Here is a 20,404-nt window from a genome sequence, read left to right on the forward strand (position 1 = left end):
CGCGTCCGGAAGCTGATTTTTTCGAGCAAGGAACGAAGCACATATACCCGGCACCCACATATGTAAATCGTGGATAAAATCAACGTTACTGACATTGCGGACCAACTGGCCGAGGACGGGGAGATGGAAACCGAAGCGATGCGTGCAGTGTCGTTCAGCCTCCAAGTGATGCGGTTTGAGCCGGGCGACGCGGATCCGATGCACGCGCACGCCGAGGAAGAGATTTACCGTATCGATATGGGCGAGGCGACGCTCGTGACCGACGACGAGTCGGTGGAGGTCGAGCCGGGTGACGTTGTCCATCTCCGTCCCGGGACAGACCACCAGTTCACCGATTTCGACGGCAAGTTCGTGGTCACGGTTATGTACGCGCCCGCCGAAGGCTCTCAGGCAACGTAACGACAGGTCGCACCCTACGCCTGTAGTCCCGTCGAGTACGACCTTTCTGCGTCGTTCCGAACGGCCAGTTCGATCCTATCTACCGAACCAGAGCCGACGGTCTACTGAGTACACCCTCTGTATTCAGCAATCCCTTCGAGTCAGTTATTGAAGATTTCAGCAGAGCCATCTAAACCTAATTACTCCTCTGGGAGGAGAAGTCGATAACTGCGCCACCGTAACGAGTGATCCACGAGAGTCAGATATTGGAATAAACCTTGCCTCAGCCTGCTGTGCTCTAAGAACGGCACTCAGCAGAGGCTATCGAACACAATTATCTCAAATACCACCCGATACCAGACGGATCCTCAGGTGGAGCTAACGGACTCGACGGGACAGATTGGGCAGACTCGAACTGATGGTACGTAGGCGGCGCAAGGTCGTTCGGACCATCCGGGTAGAAGAGAGAAGCCAACGCTTGGTTGTGCGCGCGCCCGGCACCGAGTTCGAACATTCCACCTCCGTAGAGGTCGATGTCATTTTCCAAGGCGTAATCGAGGAACTGACAGAGAGATTCGAGCCTCCCGAACCGACACGGTTTGACGTTAATGATCTCCGGATCCAAAGGTAGTTCTCGCACGCTTTCAACGTCCGTAATCGGTGCATCCCAGGCGACGCGGCCAGCGTGTGCTTCGAGTATTCTCCTTGTCTCATCAGTTACTGCGGGATCCTCGACGATTGCATTAGGAAACATCTCGAATACTCGCCGATACAGTTCCGGATCGGCAGGTACGCCGACGTCCGATCCGTACTGCCCTTTGAGATCGAGTACTCGAACAGCATCCGTTGCTGCCAGTTCTGAGAGAAACGTCTCACTTGGATCGCCGGGTACATCGATTTTGAATCCGAGGTCCGGGACTGTTTCACGGATCCGACGTATGGGACGTACGCTCGGTGGCTCACCGAGCGAGGGACTGGCGACGAATGTCACTGGCTCGTATCTCTGATCAAGGACTGCAGCCAATGTCTGGCCCGACTGTTTGAGCGCTAGATCGAGGGCTGCACTTTCGATTGCCCACTGCTGGTGGTTGCTATTCTCTCTTCGCGGTGTGTGGTCAGCGAGATGTAATTCAGTATCGAGAGCAATCGCAAACGTGCCGACCGTATGCTCGCCAGCTGGGAGCGGAAATCGTTCGGTACGGAGTCGCTTGTGTGCTTCAACCGATGGAGTGGTATCTTCGCCGACTCCCGTGTAACCATCCCCATGAAGCTGAACGATAGTTCGTTCGAATGTCCGATGACTCGTTTCGATCCGTTTCTCTTCGAAGGTTATGTCTTCGACCGTGACTAGTAATGACTGGAGTGTGTCGTACAGGTCGGAACGTTCGTTATGGTGTTTCCAGTCATTCTCCCTCCCAGTGTCAACCATATCTCTGGTTAGGGCACTCTAGTGACGTAATCTCTTTCTGAAGTAGTAGGTCAGTAGAGTAAAACGCCTGGGCTCCTTGCCGAGTTCCCATTTCCCAGCCAGAGCGTATAGACGGACTCAGCTGGTCTCTGTCACCCACTGGGCGACCTGCTGGCTATACGTATCGTACACGGAGAGGCTTGTTTGGAGGGTTTCGTAGACCTCTTCGTAGTCAACATGCCCGTACTCGTGAGCAAGCACGTTCCGAAAACCGATTGCGGCGACGAGTGTCTTGGCCGTCTCTTCATCGATGATTCTCTCACGAGAGAGTACGCGAATCGCATCCTTGGATGTCGTTCCGTCGAACCCGAACTCGCGTGTGGCGATGTGTTGAGCGAGATCCGCACACGCCTGAATTGCGTTTTCGAACATCCGTTCGACGGCGCGTTGCTCGGTCGTACTCGAGAGAAACTCACCACGGGAGAGTGTCTCCTGCTTGGCTTTGAGTTCGCCATGATACTGCTCGATCTGTTCGAGTTTGACCGAAACGACTCGTTCGTCAACCACGTAATCCGTCCTCCGCGATTCGATCGATCACCGCACGCTGCTGGCGACGAAGCGTCTCACGCTGCTCGTCAAATTCCGCCTCGATATCTCTCTTGAACTGCTCAAATACCTGTTCATCGCCACAGAGGAGTTCACCATTCACGGCATCATGGGCAACATCCAGTGGAAGAGATTCAATATCGGAGACGTCGATGAATGGGCGTCCCTCGTGTTGGAGGTCACCGGAAAGGAAACATCGCTTCTCGAATCGATCTCGGTCCGAAAGCTCATTCGCAAACTTGATCGCAAGATCGAAATCGGAGGACAGCGTGGACTCGCCCGAGATCTGTGATCCGAACAGGACCGCGAATGTAATCTCTGGGTCAGAGCAGACTGCCTCCTCAAGAGCAGAGACCACCTGCGAATGCTCGGCACTCGGGCTCATACCTATAATCACACTGTATCGTCACAAAAGAATTCCGTCAACACGACTTGTCTTGATATGGAATATCGGGCATTATAGTTCGATGTTCGTTCGCGATACGAGCGAACCGTTACTGGGAGTTCTCGCGAAAGTCCTGATAGAGTCGGATCAACGTGTGAACATCGAGCATCGACGCGTCTGGGAGTTCCTCCTGCATCACGTCCCGAAGGTCGCGACAGGCGAGGACGATTCGATAGTACTGTCGAGCGTCGAACCCCGTTTCTAGGGACTCGATGTTACTGCAGTCGCTGAAGAACGTCTCGAATCGCTCGTACTGGAAATTCACGTAGTCATCGGGAGAGACACCCATCAGCAGGGTCGAGACGATTCGGAGTACGTTCCCGTCGGAGACGTCCTCGCTCGCTGCAAATTCGTGGAACTGCTCCAGTCGGTCGACCAGATGTTCATCCTCCGAAAAGAGCGTCGAAAGCACCGTCGCCGCCCGTTCCGGATCGTCCTCGCACGTCTCGCGGAAATCTCCAAGTTGAACGACACCCCACCGTCCCAGTAAGTACTGTGGCACAGGTGTCGACAGCATATCCGTGTCAGTGTATTCGTCCGATTTAGTCCAGAAGTCGTCGAAGAAGGGGGTGATATCGTCGGGTGACAGATTCGTGAGTTGGTACGACGTCGCGATATCCTCTGCGATGTACGTCGCAAAGTCCCACTTCCACGTCTCGTAGTGCCCGCCAGCCCAGTGATCGGTTTCCAAATCCGCGTAGGCATCGTTTCGTCGTGCAGCGATATGACCGTCGATAGCTGGGGTCGCTGCGTCGAAGTCGATTTCGATAGGGCCACGATCCGTCGTCGATGTGGAAGGGTAGCCACGTAGTGCAGAGTAGAGTTCGCCTCGCGGACCGGACGCTTCGGCAGTAATGTGGTCCTGCGTGGCCGTCGTAACGAGAGCGAACAACTGGTCGATCTCCTCGTAGACCGGAATCGGCTCTGCGGTCGACGCCGTCACGTGACCGGACACAGCAAGGTATACATCTTCGAACGACGTGAGTTGCTCAACCAATCCGTCGAACCCGCTCGCCGGTTCGATGCCGAACTTGCGGAGGCCATTCCGAGCCTGTTGGCTCACAGTGGGACCGTCTTCATTCGACCTTGAGTAGAGTTCGGGGACTACCGTCCCCCAACTCACTCGCTTTTTCCAAGACTCGTCGTACTGCTCGCTAGTTCGCATCTCGTCGAGGAATGTTGCGAGGTCGTCTAAGGTGCCGGACCAGAGGCTCCGGACGGTACTCGGAAACCACTCGTTCGCGGAAGCGAGTATCTGCTCGTTCCAGAGCGCGTCGAAATTCGCATCGGAGGGGTCCTGAGTAAAGGCCACTAAGCGCTCTCGGTACTGATCTGATCGTGTCGGTCGGGTGAGGTCGTATCCCGGGCCAGTCGGATGAGTTTCGGCGACGACACCCCACGTCTCCAGCAGATGGGTCGCCCTCGGTCCGAGCGTTAGGGCCATGTCTCACTCTCAGATCCCAGTGTGTTGGTTCCTTTGACTCCGCTGAAGGCCTCAGTAGGAGACAGACTGGACCGTGTTCGGCGTGTACGCATACCGTCGGCTGGGATCTGCAACTGTCCGAAAAATCGGGATCGTTGTCTGTCGCTACGAACGACAGTCGTGTCTGGGTGTTACTGTCGGACGACGTTCGCCGCGCGAGGCCCCTTGGGTGAGGACTCGATGTCGAACTCGACCTCAGTCCCTTCGGTGAGGTCCTCGCCGCCAACGTCCTCCATGTGGAAGAACACGTCCTCGTCGTCGTCGAGGTCGCCGTCGTCAGTCGAAATGAAACCGTAGCCGCCAGTGTCGTTGAAGAAATCAACCGTACCGTTTGCCATTACATACGAACGAAGGGTTGGCTGAGGGATAACCCTTCCGAGGGTCAAGGTACCACGACTCTTGACGCTACATTCGCAGGCCTGCTGAACTATCAGTTCAGCCTCGGAAAGATGAAACAACGGGTCTGGATGATCGATATCGCCGCTATATTCGGCACCAGTGTTAGACTTGGCCGACTACGTCTGCGAACGCGAAGTTGTCTCGTGCTTCCGTAATTTTGATCCGAACCCGGTCCCCCGGACTGGTGTTCTCGACGAATACGACGTAGCCAGGGGGTATGCGTGCGATACCATCCCCTTTCTCACCGATATCCTCGATTTCGACTTCTCGGATCTCGCCTTCATCGACAGGCGGCTGATCGAACTCCGTACTGTTATCCTGTCGCTGCCGTGTTCCCGACAGTTGACCGGTGAACTCCGACGAGTTGCTACCTACATCTTCTGCGGATCCAACCTCACCGGCTTCGAACAACGTCACTTTGTATCTCTTCCCCTCCTCCAACGATCCTACCTCGATTTCCTGCTCTGGGATCTCCAAAGTATACGACCCATTTCGGCTCGTTACCCGACTGGTGAACATGCACAGCAACGAATCTAAAAACTCCATCATCGACGGTATCTCTCCGCACCGTTAAAAACAGTCTGCAGTTTTGAAGGTACCTCTCTCGGGTAGACATGCAATGTGAGCAGAGAGTAACGGAGATTTCGGCACGAATCCCTCATTCATCGAATCCGTGTTTGTACTGTCTCCATTTCAGCAACATCCGTCTCGCCTTCTGGCAGTTGTCCTTGTGGGCATTGCTCTTCTTGATACGCCAACTCCTGCATCCACTCATCCGCGTGTTCGTGAGTTAGATCAGCGACGTATCGTCTCTCTTGCTCCCAGACCCGCCGATAGAACATGTCCATCCGATACGAACTGTCTCGAAGGCATAACCCTCGACCTTGTCCGGGTTCTTCCCGAACGTGAGTAACCATTTGAGACAGTCCTCACGCTGGGATCGATAGTCAGAAAGCTGACGTTCATTCAGCGATTCCTCGCTTGGCTCCGTGACAACCGTGATACCGTCGAGATCGGTCATGATTCACCCCTGAATCTTACGTCGAATGTAGTAGCCGGGGCAACAACATGAACCGCAAGACGGCGTCGGGGTGACACGGATTCGATCACGTGTTTGCCTTGTGGCATCGTATTCACCTGTGGTCCGCCACGGGCCAAACCCGCAAGACGAGAAAGGAATTGGAGTGCTCCGACAGGGATTCGAACCCTGGTCATTGCCGTGAGAGGGCAATATGATTGGCCGGACTACACTATCGGAGCCCGTCGACGCACGGGGCGTCGATCACATTCACAGCGAAGGGGTGCCAATATTTAAACTCCACTATATCGGTCGACCGGGCGGAGAGTAAAGGGTCTCGGGAACGAGGTGTTCGACGACTATGAGTCTCGAAGACAGCGCGACCGTCGTGACGGGTGCGAGTGCCGGCATCGGAGAGGCGACCGCCCACGAGTTGGCGAGTCGAGGGGCACGGGTCGCTCTCGCCGCACGGAGCGAGGACCACCTTGAGTCGATTGCCGCCGAGCTGGAAGCGGAGTACGGCGTCGAGACGCTCGTCGTTCCGACGGACGTCCGCGACGAATCGGCAGTCGAGTCGTTGATCGAGACGGTCGTCGACGCCTTCGGTGGCCTCGACGTCCTCGTCAACAACGCGGGACTCGGCCGCGGCGGCGAGGTGGCCGACCTCTCGACCGAGGAGTACCGGACAATGATGGACACGAACGTCGACGGCACGTTCTTCGCCACGCGGGCGGCGCTCCCGCATCTGTCGGCGTCGGCGGGCAACCTGATCTTCGTCGGGAGTTTCGCGGGGCAGTACCCACGGCCGTCCAATCCGGTCTACGCCGCGACGAAGTGGTGGGTGCGGGGGTTCGCCCACAGCGTCGAAGCCCAGGTCGGCGCCGACGGGGTCGGCGTCACGGTCGTCAACCCGACCGAGGTGCGCACGGAGTTCGGGAGCGAGGAGGGTGACGCCTTCACCGAGCGGTTCGAACCGGGCGAGGTGAGCGAGCCGGCGGAGATCGCGGACGCAATCGGGTTCGCCGCCGCCCAGAACCACTCGACGGTCCACGAGATCGACGTCTACCGGCGCGACAAGTTCGAGGGGTGGTAGGGACCGGACGGACTCACGCGGAGTCGACCGCGTCGACGCCGGCGGTCGGGGCCACGTGTTTGACCCGCTGCAATCGGCGGGCCGCCGCCTGTGGGGTCGGGGCGGCCTCGCCACTCGTCGCGAGGACCGTCCCGTCGTCGTCGCGGAGTCGCCACCGGAACCCGCCGGCGTCCGTTTCGAACAGCTGAAACGTCGCCTCGGGGAATCGGGCGTTCGTCACGGTCTTCGTTACGAGAGCTGTCGCGACCACCAACGAAGCCAATCCGCGAGCGGGCCACGCATCCCGTCGACGTGAACGCGAACGGTCCCGTCGAGGTGCCAGCGGGCGAACTCCGACTCGGAGTCCATCCGCACGGGGACGTCGACGGTCACGTCCTCGAACGTACACTCCAGTTCTTCTTCCCGATCGATCGCCGTGTCGAGTACGTCGTCGACGAGGTGGAGCCACGTCTGTTCTTCCCTCGACGCTGCCGGGACTCCGTCGGACGCTTCGTTCGGCATCGAGTAGAGATGGTCGTGGGGACGGCTTGTATCTTCGCCTCCACGCGGGACAGGTTTCGTTCGGACGTGTCGCGTCGACGCTTCTCGATCCGACGACCGCCCGCTCACCGTTCGTCGTACAGGTCCCGAAGGTCGTCCCGGAAGTACGCCACGTTGTCGTAGCGGTCGTCCTTTCGCTTGGCGAGGGCGGTCGACAGGATACCGTCCAGTCGCTTCGGGACGTCGGCCACCTCGCTCGGCGGCGTCGGGCGGTCCTCCAACACCGCCCGCATCACCGTCGTGGGCCGTCCCTCGAACGGGGGTCGCCCGGTGAACAGTTGGTAGCAGAGCGCGCCGAGTTGGTAGACGTCGGTGATGTCGTCGGCCGGGCCGTACGCCTCGTCGAACTGCTCGGGGGCGGCGTACTGCGGCGACAGTCCCTCGACGCTCCGGGAGTGTTCCAGCAGGTGTCTCGAGAGCCCCCAGTCGGCGACCTTCGGGACGTCCCACGCGTCGTCGACCGAGCGAAACAGGACGTTTTCGGGCTTGAGATCGAGGTGGGCGACCCCGCGGCGGTGGGCGTGACGCACGCCCTTCGTCACCGAGATGGCCGTCCAGAGTGCCTGCTCGAAGTCGAGGTTGCCGGCCCGGTCGCCGAGGTGGCCGGCGTCCATATACTCCATTGCGATCCAGGGGAGGGGTTCGGCGCCGTAGTCGACGACGCCCACGACGTGGTCGTGGTCGTCGAGTTTGTCCCAGGTCTCGGCCTCCTGCATGAGCCGATCGACCGCGTCCGTATGCAAGGTCCCCTGCATCCGGGGAACCTTGATCGCTAACGTCACGTCGCCGTCGGGCGTGGGCAGAGTCGCCCTCGTCACGTCGGCGTTGCCCCCGCCGCCGATGGGTTCCTCGTCGGTCAGGGCGTCGTAGTCGACCGAGACGTCGGGCGCCCGCGGAATCGTCTCGGGAACGCGCCGGACGCCGCCCCCCTTTCGACCGTCGTCGTGTGGGTCCTCGGCGCCGCCGGTCGAATCCGTCCCCTCGTCGTGGCCGGCGGCGGACGCGGTCGCTGCCCCGTTCTCCGCCGGCGGGGCGGCATCCTCCGGGAGTGTACTCGTCGTGGGTCCACCTCCGTCGGTCCCACTCCGCCTCCGCCACCACAGCGCCCCGAGTCCACCGAGGCCGACGGCCCCGGCGCCCAGCGCCAGTCGGGCAACGCCGTCGTCGTCCTGCCCGCTCCCCGGGCCGCCGGCCGGACGGTCGGTCGAGGACGGCGAAGGGGTAGACGTCGGCGTCGGCGTCGGCGTCGGCGTCTCCGTCCCCGTCGACGTCGACGTGGTACGCGTCGGCGATGCCGCCCCGCTTGCGGTCGTCTGGCCGCCGGAGCCTGACAGGGCGTACAGTCGCTGGTCGTCGCTGCCGACGTAGACGCTGCCGTTCGCCACCGCCGGCGACGAGGCGACGCTCCCGTCCGTCGCGTGGGCCCACCCCTGGCTGCCGTCGCTCGCTGCCAGCGCGTAGACGCTCCCGTCGCTACTGCCGACGTAGACGGTGTCGTCCACGACGGCGGGTGCGCCGGTCACGTTCCCCCCGGCTGCGAACCGCCACCGTACCGTGCCGTCGGCCGCGTCCAGTGCGTACACCGCATCGAAGTCACTGCCGACGTAGACGGTCCCGTCCGCCACCGCCGGCGACGAGTTCACCTCGAACGCGATCCCGTTCCGGTTCTCGATCGGGACGTGCCACCGCTCGGTTCCGTCCGCCGCGTTCAGCGCGTGGACGCCGGTCGCGCTCCCGACGTAGACGGTGCCGTCCGCCACCGCCGGTGACGAGTGAACGCCCCCCTCGGGGCCGTCGACCCACCGTTCGGTCCCGTCGCTCGCGTCGAGCGCGTAGAGTCGGTCGCCGTAGACGGGGACGTAGAGCGTCGTGTCCACGATCGCCGGCGACAGCGTACCCTGTTTGTCCGTTCCGGTGTCGTACCGCCACCGCTCGGTTCCGTCGCTCGCGTCGAGCGCGGTCACCGTACCGGCCGCGCTCGCCACGTGGACGGTGCCGTTCGCCACCGCGGGCGACGACGACACGTACCCGTCGAGGTCGGCCGCCCACCGTTCGCTCCCGTCGGCCGCGTCCAGTGCGTACGCCGAGTCGTCCCAACAGCCCACGTAGACGGTGTCGTCCGTCACAACCGGGGGGCCGCCCCCGGTGTCGAACACCCACCGGGTGGTCCCGTCTCCCGCCGCCAGTGCGTAGACGTTCCCGTCCCTGCTGCTCAGATACACCGTATCGCCGTCCACGACCGGTGACGACCGGACCCCGCGCCCGGTTTCGAGCGTCCACCGTTCGTCCACGTCGACGCTCGGGCCGGTGTTGTCCGGGGCGTGACCCGTGTTGGCGTCGTCGTAACCGAACTGGTGCCAGCCCTCGGTCGAGCGCTGGGCGGTCCCGACGTCGACCGCCGCGGGGAGTACCGCTCGCCCGACGGTCGCACCCGCCACCACGCCGCCGGTCGCCCGGATGAGGTCCCGCCGCGTTGCGTCTCGGACCATCGATTGCGGAGTCCTCACGCCGGGAACTACTAACGCTTTGGTTTCCCCCACGCCATCCGTTTCCGGCACGGTCCGTCCCTCGGAGTCGAACGACTGGGTCGTCCCCCTCGCGGCTCCGGCGGCGCTCGCCGCCGGCAGGTTCCCCAAGCGCTTTGCCCGCGGCCATCCGACCGTGTCCTATGTCATCCGTCGATCCCAGTTCCAGTCAGGGGATCGGTGTGCTGTTCGACCGCCGCGGCCTGAACGCCGCCCTCGGATGGACGTTCGTCGGCGTTCTGACCGTCGCCGTCGTCGTCGCGACCCTCGGCGGGCGACCGCTCTGGGCCGGGTTCACCCTCGGGCTGATCGCCCTCGCCGTCGCGCCGGCGGTCGCCTTTCGCCGCGTCGACGCGATGGTTCCCTGGGAGGTGCTCGTGCTCGCGTCCGTCCCCGCCCTGGGGCACGTCCTCATCGTCGGACGGACGGTCGGTGGCGTGACGCTCACGGGGCGGATCACGACGTACGTCGCCGTCGCGGCCGCCGCACTCATCCTCGCGGTCGAACTCGACGTGTTCACCCCCGTGCGCATGACCGTCTCCTTCGCCGTGCTGTTCGTAGTCGTCGCCACCGTCGCCACGGCGGGTCTGTGGGCCGAGGCCCGGTGGCTCTCAGATACGCTCCTCGGCACGTCGATCCTACTGGACGGCCGTCCGGAACACGTCATCGAGGAGGCACTCATGTGGGACTTCGTAGCCGCGACGCTCGCCGGCGTCGTCGCCGGCGTGATCTTCGAGTACTACTTCCGGCGGTTCGCCGACACCACACCCCGGTATCCGATCGACGACCGAACGGGTGGTGACTGAGATGCGTCTGCGCGACCGACTCGGCCTGAGCACCCGCCGGCAACGACAGCTCTCGCGAGTCATGCAGGTGTCGCTGATCGGCCTCGTCTTCGTCGGCCTCTACGAGGGAAACGCGGGCATCGTCCTCAACGCCGCCATCGGTCTCGGGGTGACCCACCTCCCGGCGGTGCTCGAACGGGACTACCAGATCTCGATGGACCCCGCACTGACCCTCTGGATCACCGCCGCGGTCTTCCTCCACGCGCTCGGGACGGCCGGCCTGCCGGGCGCGGCGGTCAACCTCTATCGAAGCGTCTGGTGGTGGGATCACCTGACGCATACGCTGTCGTCCTCGATCGTCGCCGCGACGGGCTATGCCACCGCGCGGGCCATCGAACTCCACTCCGACGGGGTCTCGCTGCCCGACCGGTTCATGTTCGTGTTCATCCTGCTTTTCGTCCTCGCGTTCGGCGTCTTCTGGGAGGTTATCGAGTTCGGCGTGACGGTCGTCGCCTCGCTGACGGGCACGCGGAGCATCCTCGTCCAGTACGGCCTCGACGATACGATGCTCGACCTCCTGTTCGATACGCTCGGCGGCGTCATCGTCGCCGTGTGGGGGACGGCGCATCTGACCGATCTGGTTGGCGTGCTCTCGGATCGGTTCGGCCGCACGGACGCCTAGTCGCCGCGCTCGCTGACGGCCTGTGCGACCGAGACGGCGACGAAGGCCGTACAGACGACGACGGCGTACCCGAGTCCCGGCACGGCGGCGAACGGCCGGACGCCGAGGGCGGCCAAGCCGATCGGCACCGTGGCGGCGGCGGCGGCGGCGAGATACCACCGCCACCACCGGACGTGACGTTTTCCGGCGACGGCGTCCAGATACGGCAGACAGTCCATCGCCCCGTCTGCGAGTTCGATCTTCCCCGCGCGGCGGTCGTAGGAGACGATGTTTCGGTCCGCGAGTTTGGGCAAATGCATCTGGTAGAGCGCGGTCTGTACCCGCTTGCGCTGTTTGTACGTGACCGCACTCTGCTCGCAGTCGTTCTCGATCGCGGCGATATACTCGCTCAACTCGCGCAGATCGACCGGCCCCTCGTGCTCCCGGAGGTAGTTGATAACCTCCCGGCGCCGCTCGTTTCGCAGTATCGAGAACAGTGCATCTCGGGAGAGTTCGTCGCTGTCGGCGGGAAAGAGTCGCTGTGACATCGGTTAGCCGACCTGTGTGACGCCACCGGTGGCATTCGATCCCCGTTCCCCTCGGTGCATGGTTCTACCCCCATCTTCACACGCCATAGTATTATCTCCTGCCTCGCCACCGCCACTCCTTCGACCCGTATCCGGCCCGACGGACGCCGCTCACGCCCCGAGCGACGACGGACACTACGATCACACCGTGAGCGACGAGCCGCCATCGTTTCACGAGACGAAACGTTATCCCCGTGGAGCGGCAGCCTACGACGATACATGTCCGACGATCACTCCGAGATCTGGGACACCGTTGCCCGACGCGCCGACCTGCTCGCCGAACTGCGCGAGGGACCGCGGCAAAAGCGGGTGCTAGCGTCGACACTGCCCGTCTCCCGGTCGACCGTCGACCGCGGCATCGCCGACCTCGTCGACCTCGGCCTCGTCGCCGTGACCGACGGCCGCGTCCGCTTGACCGTCGCGGGCGACCTCGTGGCGGCGCTCTACCACGATGCCACGGCGAGCGTCGACGAACTGCTATCGCTGGCGCCGTCTCTGGAGGGACTCGACGAGTGTATCCGGCCGCCGCCGAGTTTCTTCGGGGAAACGGAGGTGGTGACCGCCGACGACCGCGCCCACACGCCGGGTGAACGCCTGATCGATGCCTTCCTCGACGCGGACCGCTGTCGGCTCGTCCGGGGCGCCATCAGACCCGCCTTCTCGGCCGACGTACGCGAACGCATGGTCGACGGGTCGCTGACCATCGACGCCACCCTCTGTCCGGACTCCATCGCCTTTCTGCGCTCCTTCCACGGGTCGGACCTGGAGCGAGTTCTCGACCTGGATACCGTCACCGTCCGGGAGTACGCCGAGCCGCTTCACTCGGGACTGTACCTGTTCGATACCGACGGTCAGTCCCGGGTGTGGCTGTCGGTGCACGACGAGGCGACCGACGACGTCCGCGCGCTGTTCGGCTCCGACCGTCCCGAGGCGGTCGACTGGGCGGACCGCACCCTCAGCCGGATCCACGACCGCTCCACGCGCGTCCGGACGTCGTGAGTCGTTCCGTCCCTCGGCGCCCCGTCCACGCGACCACGCCAGCGGCCGCCGACCGTCGCCCCGTACGCAGTCGGTGACTAGCTTTTTGTCGTGGCCCTTGGTAGCAGTACCCGTCGGGATTGAGGCCTCGGCACGAACAAAAAACCCAAACGATGTCTGGCGTATTCAAGAAAATCACGCTGATCGGCCGGAGTCCGGATAGTTTCGACGACGCGGTCGACGACGCGATCGACCGCGCGACCGAGACGCTCGATCGCGTCAAGTGGATCGAGGTTGACGACCTCGGCGTGGAGATCGCGGGCGCCGAGGATCGGGAGTACCAAGCAGAAGTCGAGGTGGCGTTCGAACTCGAGGAGTGAACTGCGCCACGGCCGCGATCCGGGGGAAGTGACGGTTCGTCCTCGCCTCCCCCGTCAGAATAGAATACATTGAAACCGCCCGGGATACTCGAATCTTCCATGACGCTGGTGGTGGTCCCGGTCCGCTATCCGCTTAGTGGACACTCCCGGGCGACGCTCGCGGAGGCGATCAGGGTCGCCGAGGACCGCGACGCCGATCTCACCGTGTTACACGTCGACCTCTATCAGGAGGGACGCGAAGTGACGCGGACGGACCTGAAACGCGCCGTGGAGGCGGAGTTCGGCAACGTCGACCGCGTCCGCTACGTCGTTCGGCGGGGCTTTCTCGTCGAGGAGACCATCCTCGACGAGGTGGCCGCCGAGAACGCCGACGTGGTCGTCATCGGCTCGAAACAGGTCGGCCGATGGCGACGCACCTTCGCTCGCTTCCTCGACGATCCGGACATCGACACGTTCCTGCGGGAGAAACTCGACTGCGACGTGATCACCGTCAGCGCGTAGGCGTCATTCCGTCGGCGACCTGCCGGCCGAAGACTCCGGACCGGCGTCCGTCACGCCGCTCTCCGTCCGCGTCGTCGCTCCGTCCGCGTCCTCGCCGTCGTCCAGCCCCATCTCGGCCCCGTCTTCGAGTGCGACGCGTGCCTGCCCGCTGTTCTCGTCGAACAGGAGGTGCTGGTGGGGGTAGGCGATCTCCACGTCCGCCCCGGCGAGGTGCTCCCAGATGCGTTCGCGGACGGTCGACTCCACTCGCGGGATCTTGTACGGCGTCCGCACCCAGAACCGGAGGACGAGCCGAACCCCGCTGTCGGCGTAGGCGTCGATCAGACAGGTCGGCTTCGCGGGGTAGCGGGCGCTCCCGATGCGGATGTCCGGACCGCCCTCGATCACCTCCTCGACGCCGCGCGCGGATCGCTCCATGAGCCGCCGGGCCTCGTCGAGGTCGCCCTCGTAGGTGACGAGCAGGGGGATCGAGAGCCGGGTCCGCTCGTCCTCGGCGGAGTAGTTGGTGACGTCGCGCTCCCGCATCGACGAGTTCGGGACGACCAGAAACGTGTTTTCGAGGGTGAAGATCTTGGTGTATCTGAGCGTGATGTCGTCGACGAACCCTCGCCGACCGTCCTCCAGTTCGATCATGTCCCCGATCTCGTAGGGGTTGTCCGCGAGGACGAACACGCCGTTGATGATGCTGCCGACGATGGGCGCGAGGACGATACCGAGGACGGCGGAGAAGACGGTCACCGAGAGGACGATGTCACCGATGCCGAGGCCGAGGATGCTCCCCGCGACGAGGGTCGCGACGACGACCGTCGAGACGCGAAGTAGGCCGAGGACGGTCTGGGCGACGCTCTGTCGCTGGAACCGTCGGGCGACCGTGCGCCCGAGCAGTCGCACGAGGAACTTCGAGATGACGGCCCCGGCGACGACGATCAGGCCGGCGACGACCACCCGGACGGCGGTGACACTCCACAGCCACCGGACCCACTCCACCGTCCCGATCGGTGGTGCCGTCCCCGCCAGTCCGATCGCCCCGAGTGTCATGTCAGTTCCTCTCCGCGGCCGAAAAAAAGGGTTTCCACGCGACGGGCGCGGCGATCACAAGCTACTATACCGTCCCTCCCCCAGACGGTATCGATGGATCGACGGACGCGCGAGTATCTCGCGGGCCGCTTCGGCGATTACTACCGGGATGCCGACCCGACGCTTCCCCCCGACCCGGAGACGCGGGAGTGGGGACATATCCCGTGGACGAGCGGTTCGACGACGATGATCCGCCACCGGTCGATCTACGATCTCGGGGACGTGGCCGATTTCCTCCACCGCGAGACGCCTCGCCACGTCTACTTCTCGGCGGCGCGGTACGCCGACCCGGATGCGACCTCGATGGACGAGAAGGGCTGGCAGGGCGCCGACCTCGTTTTCGACCTCGACGCCGACCACCTCCCGGGCGTCGACCCGGAGGCGGCGACCTACGCCGAGATGCTCGCGGCGTGTAAGGACGCGCTGCTGTCCCTCCTCGACCTGTTGGAGGAGGACTTCGGGTTCGAGGACGTGACCGTCGTGTTCTCGGGCGGCCGGGGCTATCACGTCCACGTCCGGGACGAGGGCCTGGCCGGACTCGAGTCGGCTGCCCGGCGCGAGGTGGTCGACTACGTCCGCGCGGTCGACCTCGACGTCGAGGGGCTGGTACGTACCCGCGCCGTCGGCGGGACGACTCGACGCGAACTCCGTACCGAAGGCGGGTGGGGTCGTCGGACCCACCGCCGTCTCCGCGGGTTCGTCGAGGAGTTGCGGACCCTCGACGAGGACGAGGCGATGGATCGACTCACCGCGTTCGACGGCATCGGCGAGGGACGAGCGAGCACCCTGCTCGATGCCTTCGTCGACAACGAGCGCGCGGTGGCACGGGGTAACGTCGAGGTCGGCGGACCGGGCGCACGCACGCTCGTCGAGGCGATCGCCCACGAGACGGTCGAAGCGGAGACGGCACCCATCGACGAACCGGTGACGACGGACACCCACCGCCTGATCCGCCTCCCGGGGAGCCTGCACGGTGGGAGCGGCCTCGTCGTCCGCCGGATCGATCGGGACGCCATCGACGCGTTCGATCCGCTGGTCGACGCCGTCCCCGAGCGGTTCACCAGACGCGACGTTCGGGTCGAGGTGACCGAACCGGGAACGGTCGAACTTGACGGCGACAGGTTTACCTTGGACGCAGGAGTGCAAACGGTACCGGAGTGCGTCGGCGTGTTCCTGATGACGCGCGACCGGGCCCGGAAGGTCAAAGAATGAACGTGGAGGAACTGCGCACGGTCCAGCGCACCGAACGACAGAAAGACAGCCTCCAGCACCTCCGGGACTCGTTCTATCGCGACGTCGCCGAGTACGTCGCCGAGCGCAAGGCCGAACGCCAGCGGGTCGCGGAGGCGGCCGACGATCCCTTCTCCTCGCCGGAGGTCAGCCGGCTGACCGACGAGATCGAGACCGCCGAGGAAGTCGTCGAGAGCATCTACGAGCGTCGGATCGGCAAGATCGTCAAGCGGGCGACCTTCGCGGCCGCGGGCATGGCGACCGAGGACGAGGGACTCACGACCGAGGAGCGCGACCTCTTCGAGGATCTGGTCGCCCGCATCGAGCGGAACCGGGAGACGGTCCTCGATACGCTCGCCGGCGAGGCCGAGGGCGACGCGACCGGCGGGGCGAGCGCCCCCGCCCCCGCCCACGACTCCGCCGCCGATCCCTCACCCGAAGCCTCGTCCGCGGCCGATCCCTCGCCGGAGCCATCACCCCAGCCCCCGGCCGACGCCGAGGCAGATCCGGCCCCGGCGCCCGCCCCCGACGACATCCTGGCGGAGGCGATGGGTGACGAGGGGGGAGCCGACCCGAGCGCCGACGCCACGACTACCGCCGACCGCCCCTCCCGGTCGAGCGAGCCGTCGGCCGACGCGGACCCGGACGCGGACGCACCGACGCCGACCGACTCGCCGACGCCCGATGCACCGACACCCGACGGCGGCGAGACCGGGACCGATCGCACGACCCTCCGCATCACCCGCGACGTGGGCGAGATATTCGGCGTCGACGAGCGTGAGTACGACCTCGCGAGCGAGGACGTCGTGACGCTGCCGACGCCGAACGCCGAACCCCTGCTGGATCGGGACGCCGCCGAGCGTCTCGACGACTGACACGGGCGCCGCTGCATCCTGTCTCGACGAACGCCCCGATCGAACCGGTCTCAGTGATCCGGGCCACAGATACTTGCCCGGCGATTGCCTAGACAACTCATGCCAGACCGTCGGGTCCGGATGACGGGGGCCCTGTTGGTGGCCGCAGTACTCGTCGTTGCCGGGGTTTCGCCGGCACTGGCGACGACCGACGTCTACGCCGGCGGCGGGACCGACGACGCGTCGGCGTCGGCGCCGGTGGCCGCCGTCTCGGCTCCGACGGCGGCCCCACAGCGGACCGGATCGACCCTCCGTGAGCGCATCGTCGCCTCGCGCAACTCCGACCCGGGAAGCGTGACGCTGACGTTCGCGTATCGGGTGCCCGAATCGGTGAGCGGGCTTCGCGTCGGCGTGCCCCTGCTCTCCGTACCGGGCGTCACCGTCGAGAACACCGACGGGTTCGAGCGGACGGCGGCGACGCGGTTGTTGTGGGACACCGAGACGGAGCGACCGACGTTCTCGCTTCGTCTCGCCGTCGGCGACGAGCTGGGGAGCGGCGTCCGTGGCGTCGAACGCGGCGACTGGGCGCTCGTCTCACAGCCCAGCACCCGTGTCCAGGTTCGGACCGACGAGCAGCCGGTCCGAACCACGTCCTTCGGCGTCGCGGCGGACGAACCGGGGTACGCCAGCAGCCACCTCGCGTACCTCGGTCCCCACGACCGACGGAACGTGACCGTCGCCGACGAACGGGCGACGTTCGTCCTCGGGGCCGCGAACGCCGACACCGCGCGGGCTACCGACTTCCTGCGCACCGCCAACGAGCACTTCGACTTCGGCGTCCGGCACGACCGGATCACGGTGTTCGTCCTGCCCGTCAGCGACGAGGGCACCGCGAACGTCGACGCCGCCACCGTCGACACGGCGTTCTGGGTCGGAGAGTCGGGTCTCAGCCTGACGGACACGGGCGCAGTGTTCGCCCACGAGTACGTCCACACGCGACTGAGCACGGTGGGGACCGGCGACGCGACGTGGCTAACCGAGGCAAGTGCGGAGTATTACGGCCACCTGTTCGCCCTCAACGACGGCGTCGGAGACTACGAGTCCTTCCGGGCGGAACTCCGGGCCAACGAGTACGCCCCCGAACGGCAGTCGGCGACCCTGACCGACCCGGAGACCTGGCGAGGGACCACCGCCCACTACGACAAGGGTGCGCACGTCCTCGCCGCACTGGACGCGGAGATCAGGCGCCGCACCGACGGCGAACGGACGCTCCGTGACGTGTTCGCAGGGCGCACGGAATCCTTCACCGACTACCGGGCCTTCCGGGAAGCGGTGATCGAGGTGGCAGGCGACGAGTCGCTTGGCCCGTGGCTGGATCGGTACGTCACCACCGACGCTCTGCCGCCGCTGCCCGAGAACCCGCGGTACTACGTGGCCGATCCGGACCTCGACCCGGACGGCGACGGAACCCCGAGCGGCAGGGAGGTAGACAACGGCCGCCATCCGTTCGTCGCGGGCGCAGGGTCTGACGACGTCGTCGCGACCGAGACGGAGTCGACGGCGACGGCCGGGAGCGAAACTGGAACCGAGAACGAACGCGAAACCGGAACGACCCGCACGGTGACGGAGGGTTCGGGGTCCGGGTTCGGTGCGGGTGCGAGTGCCGTCGCTCTGACGCTCGTCGCGGCACTCGGCGCTTTGCGTCGACGGCGAGGGTGATCAGACCCGTCGCAGCCCCTCGCCGAGACCGGTCGCCTCGCCACACTCCGGACATTCGTAGGTCCAGCCGTCCTTCGTGGCGCGACCCTCCGGAAACTCGGCGTCGCACTTTCGGCAGACGAGGAGATCTCGGCGGGAGGAGACGTGCATCTGCGGCATAGTCCGAGCATCGACAGCATCCACTATGAACGTGTCGTTTCGGTTCCATACACGACGGGTTCGGACCGACTGTGGCGTCTCCGGGGGACGTTCCGTCGAGTTCGGTTTGTCGGGTGCTCGGGACGTGACCGTGATGGACTCGTGGTCCGGCCTCAGTCGTCGGCGCTCAGAATCCCTCGGTGGGTCATCCGCGCGGGGTCGAGCACCTCGTCGGCCTCCGTCGCCGTGAGATAGCCCTTTTCGATCGCCACCTCGCGGACGGTCTTGTCCTCTTTCAGCGCCGTCTTGGCGACGTCGGAGGCCTTGTCGTAGCCGATGGCGGGGTTGAGCGCCGTCGCGAGCGCCATCGACCGCTCGACCGCGTCGGCACAGTGTTTCTCGTTGGCCGCCAGTTTCGCCACGAACTTCTCGGCGAACGTCTCGGCGGCGTTCGCGAGGAGCGAGGTCGACTGCAGGAAGTTGTACGCGATCACGGGTTTGTAGAGGTTGAGGTCGATCTGGCCGCCCGCGGCACCGGCGGAGACGGCGGCATCGTTGCCCACGACCTGCGTGTGGACCTGGTTGACCGCCTCCGCGACGACCGGGTTGATCTTTCCCGGCATGATCGACGATCCCGGCTGGTTCTCGGGCTGTTCGATCTCGCCGAGGCCGTTACGGGGGCCCGAGGCCAGTAGTCGGAGGTCGTTCGCGATCTTGTTCAGCGACCCCGCGACCGTCCGGAGGGCGCCGTGGGCCTCGCCCATCGCGTCGTGGGCGGCTTGGGCCTCGAAGTGGTCGTCGGCCTCGCGGAAGTCGATGCCCGTCTCCTCGGCGATGTACGCGGCCGCCCGTTCGGGGAACTCTGGGTGGGTGTTCAGGCCGGTCCCCGTAGCCGTCCCGCCGAGTGCGAGTTCGGCGAGGCGCGGAGCGACCGACTCACAGCGCTCGATCCCCTTCTCGACCTGCGTACGGTAGCCGCCGAACTCCTGTCCGAGGCGGACGGGCGTGGCGTCCTGCAGGTGGGTCCGCCCGGTCTTGACGACGCCGTCGAACTCGTCGGCCTTGGCGTCGAGTTCGGCCGCCAGCGTCTCCAGTGCGGGTATCAGATCTTTCTCGACTGCCTCCAGTGCGGCGACGTGCATCGCGGTGGGAATGACGTCGTTCGAGGACTGGCCGAAGTTGACGTGGTCGTTGGGATGGACGATCCGATCGCCGACCTCGCTGCCCATCAGTTCCGCCGCACGATTGGCGATCACTTCGTTCGCGTTCATGTTCGAGGAGGTACCGGAGCCGGTCTGGAAGACGTCGACCGGGAACTGATCGTCGTGGCCGCCGGCGATCACCTCGTCGGCCGCGGCGACGATGGCGTCGGCGACGTCCGCCTCGACGAGGTCGAGGTCGCGGTTGGCCCGCGCGGCCGACTTCTTGACCACGCCGAGCGCGCGGACGAACCGGCGGCCGAACCGACAGTCGCTGATGGGGAAGTTCTCGACGGCACGCTGTGTCTGTGCGCCCCAGTACGCGTCCTCGGGGACGCGAATCTCGCCGAGACTGTCCCGTTCGACGCGGAATCCGTCCTCGCTGGAATCCTCGCTCATG

At 64.8% G+C, this 20,404-nt stretch carries 24 protein-coding genes and 1 tRNA gene; 10 read left to right on the plus strand and 15 right to left on the minus strand.

The annotated features are described in order from the left end of the window. The first annotated feature begins 69 nt into the window (after positions 1 to 69). Positions 70 to 399, plus strand: a complete 330-nt coding sequence (locus tag NBT82_RS12720) for a cupin domain-containing protein (protein WP_251328489.1) — start codon at positions 70 to 72, stop codon at positions 397 to 399. A 313-nt stretch (positions 400 to 712) separates the two neighbouring features. Here NBT82_RS12720 and NBT82_RS12725 read toward each other — a convergent pair whose 3' ends face one another. From NBT82_RS12725 to NBT82_RS12760, 8 genes are all read right to left on the minus strand, one after another. Continuing rightward, positions 713 to 1,807 carry an enolase-like domain-containing protein gene (locus NBT82_RS12725; protein WP_251328490.1) on the minus strand — a complete coding sequence of 365 codons (1,095 nt, stop codon included), beginning with the start codon at positions 1,805 to 1,807 and terminating at the stop codon, positions 713 to 715. A 117-nt stretch (positions 1,808 to 1,924) separates the two neighbouring features. Then, a complete protein-coding gene (gene hepT / locus NBT82_RS12730) occupies positions 1,925 to 2,353 on the minus strand; it encodes a type VII toxin-antitoxin system HepT family RNase toxin (protein WP_251328491.1) in 429 nt (142 codons plus the stop codon). Next, positions 2,346 to 2,777: a type VII toxin-antitoxin system MntA family adenylyltransferase antitoxin gene (mntA, locus tag NBT82_RS12735; RefSeq protein ID WP_251328492.1), complete on the minus strand. Its 432-nt coding sequence runs from the start codon at positions 2,775 to 2,777 to the stop codon at positions 2,346 to 2,348. Before mntA ends, hepT begins: the two co-directional genes overlap by 8 nt. A gap of 109 nt (positions 2,778 to 2,886) precedes the next feature. Then, positions 2,887 to 4,281, minus strand: a complete 1,395-nt coding sequence (locus NBT82_RS12740; RefSeq protein WP_251328493.1) for a hypothetical protein — start codon at positions 4,279 to 4,281, stop codon at positions 2,887 to 2,889. A 170-nt stretch (positions 4,282 to 4,451) separates the two neighbouring features. Continuing rightward, positions 4,452 to 4,658, minus strand: a complete 207-nt coding sequence (locus tag NBT82_RS12745) for a cold-shock protein (RefSeq protein ID WP_114587455.1) — start codon at positions 4,656 to 4,658, stop codon at positions 4,452 to 4,454. A 163-nt stretch (positions 4,659 to 4,821) separates the two neighbouring features. Then, positions 4,822 to 5,196, minus strand: coding sequence for a TRAM domain-containing protein (locus NBT82_RS12750; RefSeq protein WP_251328494.1), 375 nt, complete (start codon positions 5,194 to 5,196; stop codon positions 4,822 to 4,824). Between the two features lie 313 nt (positions 5,197 to 5,509). After that, positions 5,510 to 5,740 (minus strand): hypothetical protein, encoded by a 231-nt coding sequence (locus NBT82_RS12755; protein ID WP_251328495.1) that lies wholly within the window; start codon positions 5,738 to 5,740, stop codon positions 5,510 to 5,512. Positions 5,741 to 5,904: 164 nt separating this feature from the next. After that, a tRNA-Glu gene (locus NBT82_RS12760) sits at positions 5,905 to 5,979 on the minus strand. 119 nt (positions 5,980 to 6,098) lie between these two features. Here NBT82_RS12760 and NBT82_RS12765 point away from each other — a divergent pair. After that, the gene (locus NBT82_RS12765) at positions 6,099 to 6,830 is read left to right on the plus strand and encodes an SDR family oxidoreductase (protein WP_251328496.1); all 732 of its coding nucleotides are present in this window, start codon (positions 6,099 to 6,101) and stop codon (positions 6,828 to 6,830) included. A gap of 13 nt (positions 6,831 to 6,843) precedes the next feature. On the opposite strand, the gene NBT82_RS12770 is transcribed toward NBT82_RS12765, so the two are convergent. The 3 genes from NBT82_RS12770 to NBT82_RS12780 all read right to left on the minus strand — a co-directional run bounded on the left by NBT82_RS12770 (position 6,844) and on the right by NBT82_RS12780 (position 9,859). Then, complete coding sequence (locus NBT82_RS12770; RefSeq protein ID WP_251328497.1) at positions 6,844 to 7,050, minus strand: YegP family protein; 207 nt, start codon at positions 7,048 to 7,050, stop codon at positions 6,844 to 6,846. Between the two features lie 8 nt (positions 7,051 to 7,058). Beyond that, positions 7,059 to 7,331, minus strand: coding sequence for a hypothetical protein (locus NBT82_RS12775; protein ID WP_251328498.1), 273 nt, complete (start codon positions 7,329 to 7,331; stop codon positions 7,059 to 7,061). A 104-nt stretch (positions 7,332 to 7,435) separates the two neighbouring features. Continuing rightward, positions 7,436 to 9,859 carry an outer membrane protein assembly factor BamB family protein gene (locus NBT82_RS12780; RefSeq protein WP_251328499.1) on the minus strand — a complete coding sequence of 808 codons (2,424 nt, stop codon included), beginning with the start codon at positions 9,857 to 9,859 and terminating at the stop codon, positions 7,436 to 7,438. Between the two features lie 179 nt (positions 9,860 to 10,038). Here NBT82_RS12780 and NBT82_RS12785 point away from each other — a divergent pair, with 179 nt between their 5' ends. Further along, positions 10,039 to 10,701, plus strand: a complete 663-nt coding sequence (locus tag NBT82_RS12785) for a hypothetical protein (protein ID WP_251328500.1) — start codon at positions 10,039 to 10,041, stop codon at positions 10,699 to 10,701. Position 10,702: 1 nt separating this feature from the next. Then, a complete protein-coding gene (locus NBT82_RS12790; protein WP_251328501.1) occupies positions 10,703 to 11,362 on the plus strand; it encodes a DUF2238 domain-containing protein in 660 nt (219 codons plus the stop codon). On the opposite strand, the gene NBT82_RS12795 is transcribed toward NBT82_RS12790, so the two are convergent. Beyond that, positions 11,359 to 11,889, minus strand: a complete 531-nt coding sequence (locus NBT82_RS12795) for a DUF7344 domain-containing protein (protein WP_251328502.1) — start codon at positions 11,887 to 11,889, stop codon at positions 11,359 to 11,361. The genes NBT82_RS12790 and NBT82_RS12795 overlap by 4 nt on opposite strands. A gap of 258 nt (positions 11,890 to 12,147) precedes the next feature. Here NBT82_RS12795 and NBT82_RS12800 point away from each other — a divergent pair, with 258 nt between their 5' ends. From NBT82_RS12800 to NBT82_RS12810, 3 genes are all read left to right on the plus strand, one after another. Next, the gene (locus NBT82_RS12800) at positions 12,148 to 12,927 is read left to right on the plus strand and encodes a helix-turn-helix transcriptional regulator (RefSeq protein ID WP_251328503.1); all 780 of its coding nucleotides are present in this window, start codon (positions 12,148 to 12,150) and stop codon (positions 12,925 to 12,927) included. A 152-nt stretch (positions 12,928 to 13,079) separates the two neighbouring features. After that, positions 13,080 to 13,286 carry a dodecin gene (locus NBT82_RS12805; protein WP_251328504.1) on the plus strand — a complete coding sequence of 69 codons (207 nt, stop codon included), beginning with the start codon at positions 13,080 to 13,082 and terminating at the stop codon, positions 13,284 to 13,286. A 99-nt stretch (positions 13,287 to 13,385) separates the two neighbouring features. Further along, positions 13,386 to 13,787 (plus strand): universal stress protein, encoded by a 402-nt coding sequence (locus NBT82_RS12810; RefSeq protein ID WP_251328505.1) that lies wholly within the window; start codon positions 13,386 to 13,388, stop codon positions 13,785 to 13,787. Between the two features lie 3 nt (positions 13,788 to 13,790). Here the strand turns inward: NBT82_RS12810 and NBT82_RS12815 are convergent, their stop codons facing one another. Continuing rightward, positions 13,791 to 14,825 carry a mechanosensitive ion channel family protein gene (locus NBT82_RS12815; protein ID WP_251328506.1) on the minus strand — a complete coding sequence of 345 codons (1,035 nt, stop codon included), beginning with the start codon at positions 14,823 to 14,825 and terminating at the stop codon, positions 13,791 to 13,793. Between the two features lie 93 nt (positions 14,826 to 14,918). Here NBT82_RS12815 and priS point away from each other — a divergent pair, with 93 nt between their 5' ends. From priS to NBT82_RS12830, 3 genes are all read left to right on the plus strand, one after another. After that, positions 14,919 to 16,076 carry a DNA primase small subunit PriS gene (gene priS, locus NBT82_RS12820; protein ID WP_251328507.1) on the plus strand — a complete coding sequence of 386 codons (1,158 nt, stop codon included), beginning with the start codon at positions 14,919 to 14,921 and terminating at the stop codon, positions 16,074 to 16,076. Further along, positions 16,073 to 16,969, plus strand: coding sequence for a hypothetical protein (locus NBT82_RS12825; protein ID WP_251328508.1), 897 nt, complete (start codon positions 16,073 to 16,075; stop codon positions 16,967 to 16,969). The genes priS and NBT82_RS12825 overlap by 4 nt, the downstream gene beginning before the upstream one ends. A 99-nt stretch (positions 16,970 to 17,068) precedes the next feature. Further along, a complete protein-coding gene (locus NBT82_RS12830; protein ID WP_251328509.1) occupies positions 17,069 to 18,667 on the plus strand; it encodes a M61 metallopeptidase family protein in 1,599 nt (532 codons plus the stop codon). On the opposite strand, the gene NBT82_RS12835 is transcribed toward NBT82_RS12830, so the two are convergent. Both NBT82_RS12835 and NBT82_RS12840 read right to left on the minus strand, forming a co-directional pair. Then, on the minus strand, positions 18,668 to 18,826 hold the full coding sequence (locus NBT82_RS12835; RefSeq protein ID WP_251328510.1) for an HVO_2901 family zinc finger protein: 159 nt from the start codon (positions 18,824 to 18,826) through the stop codon (positions 18,668 to 18,670). A gap of 152 nt (positions 18,827 to 18,978) precedes the next feature. Beyond that, positions 18,979 to 20,403, minus strand: a complete 1,425-nt coding sequence (locus NBT82_RS12840; RefSeq protein ID WP_251328511.1) for a class II fumarate hydratase — start codon at positions 20,401 to 20,403, stop codon at positions 18,979 to 18,981. Position 20,404 lies beyond the last annotated feature (1 nt).

It is taken from the genome of Haloplanus sp. HW8-1 (genome assembly GCF_023703795.1).
GTDB lineage: Archaea > Halobacteriota > Halobacteria > Halobacteriales > Haloferacaceae > Haloplanus > Haloplanus pelagicus.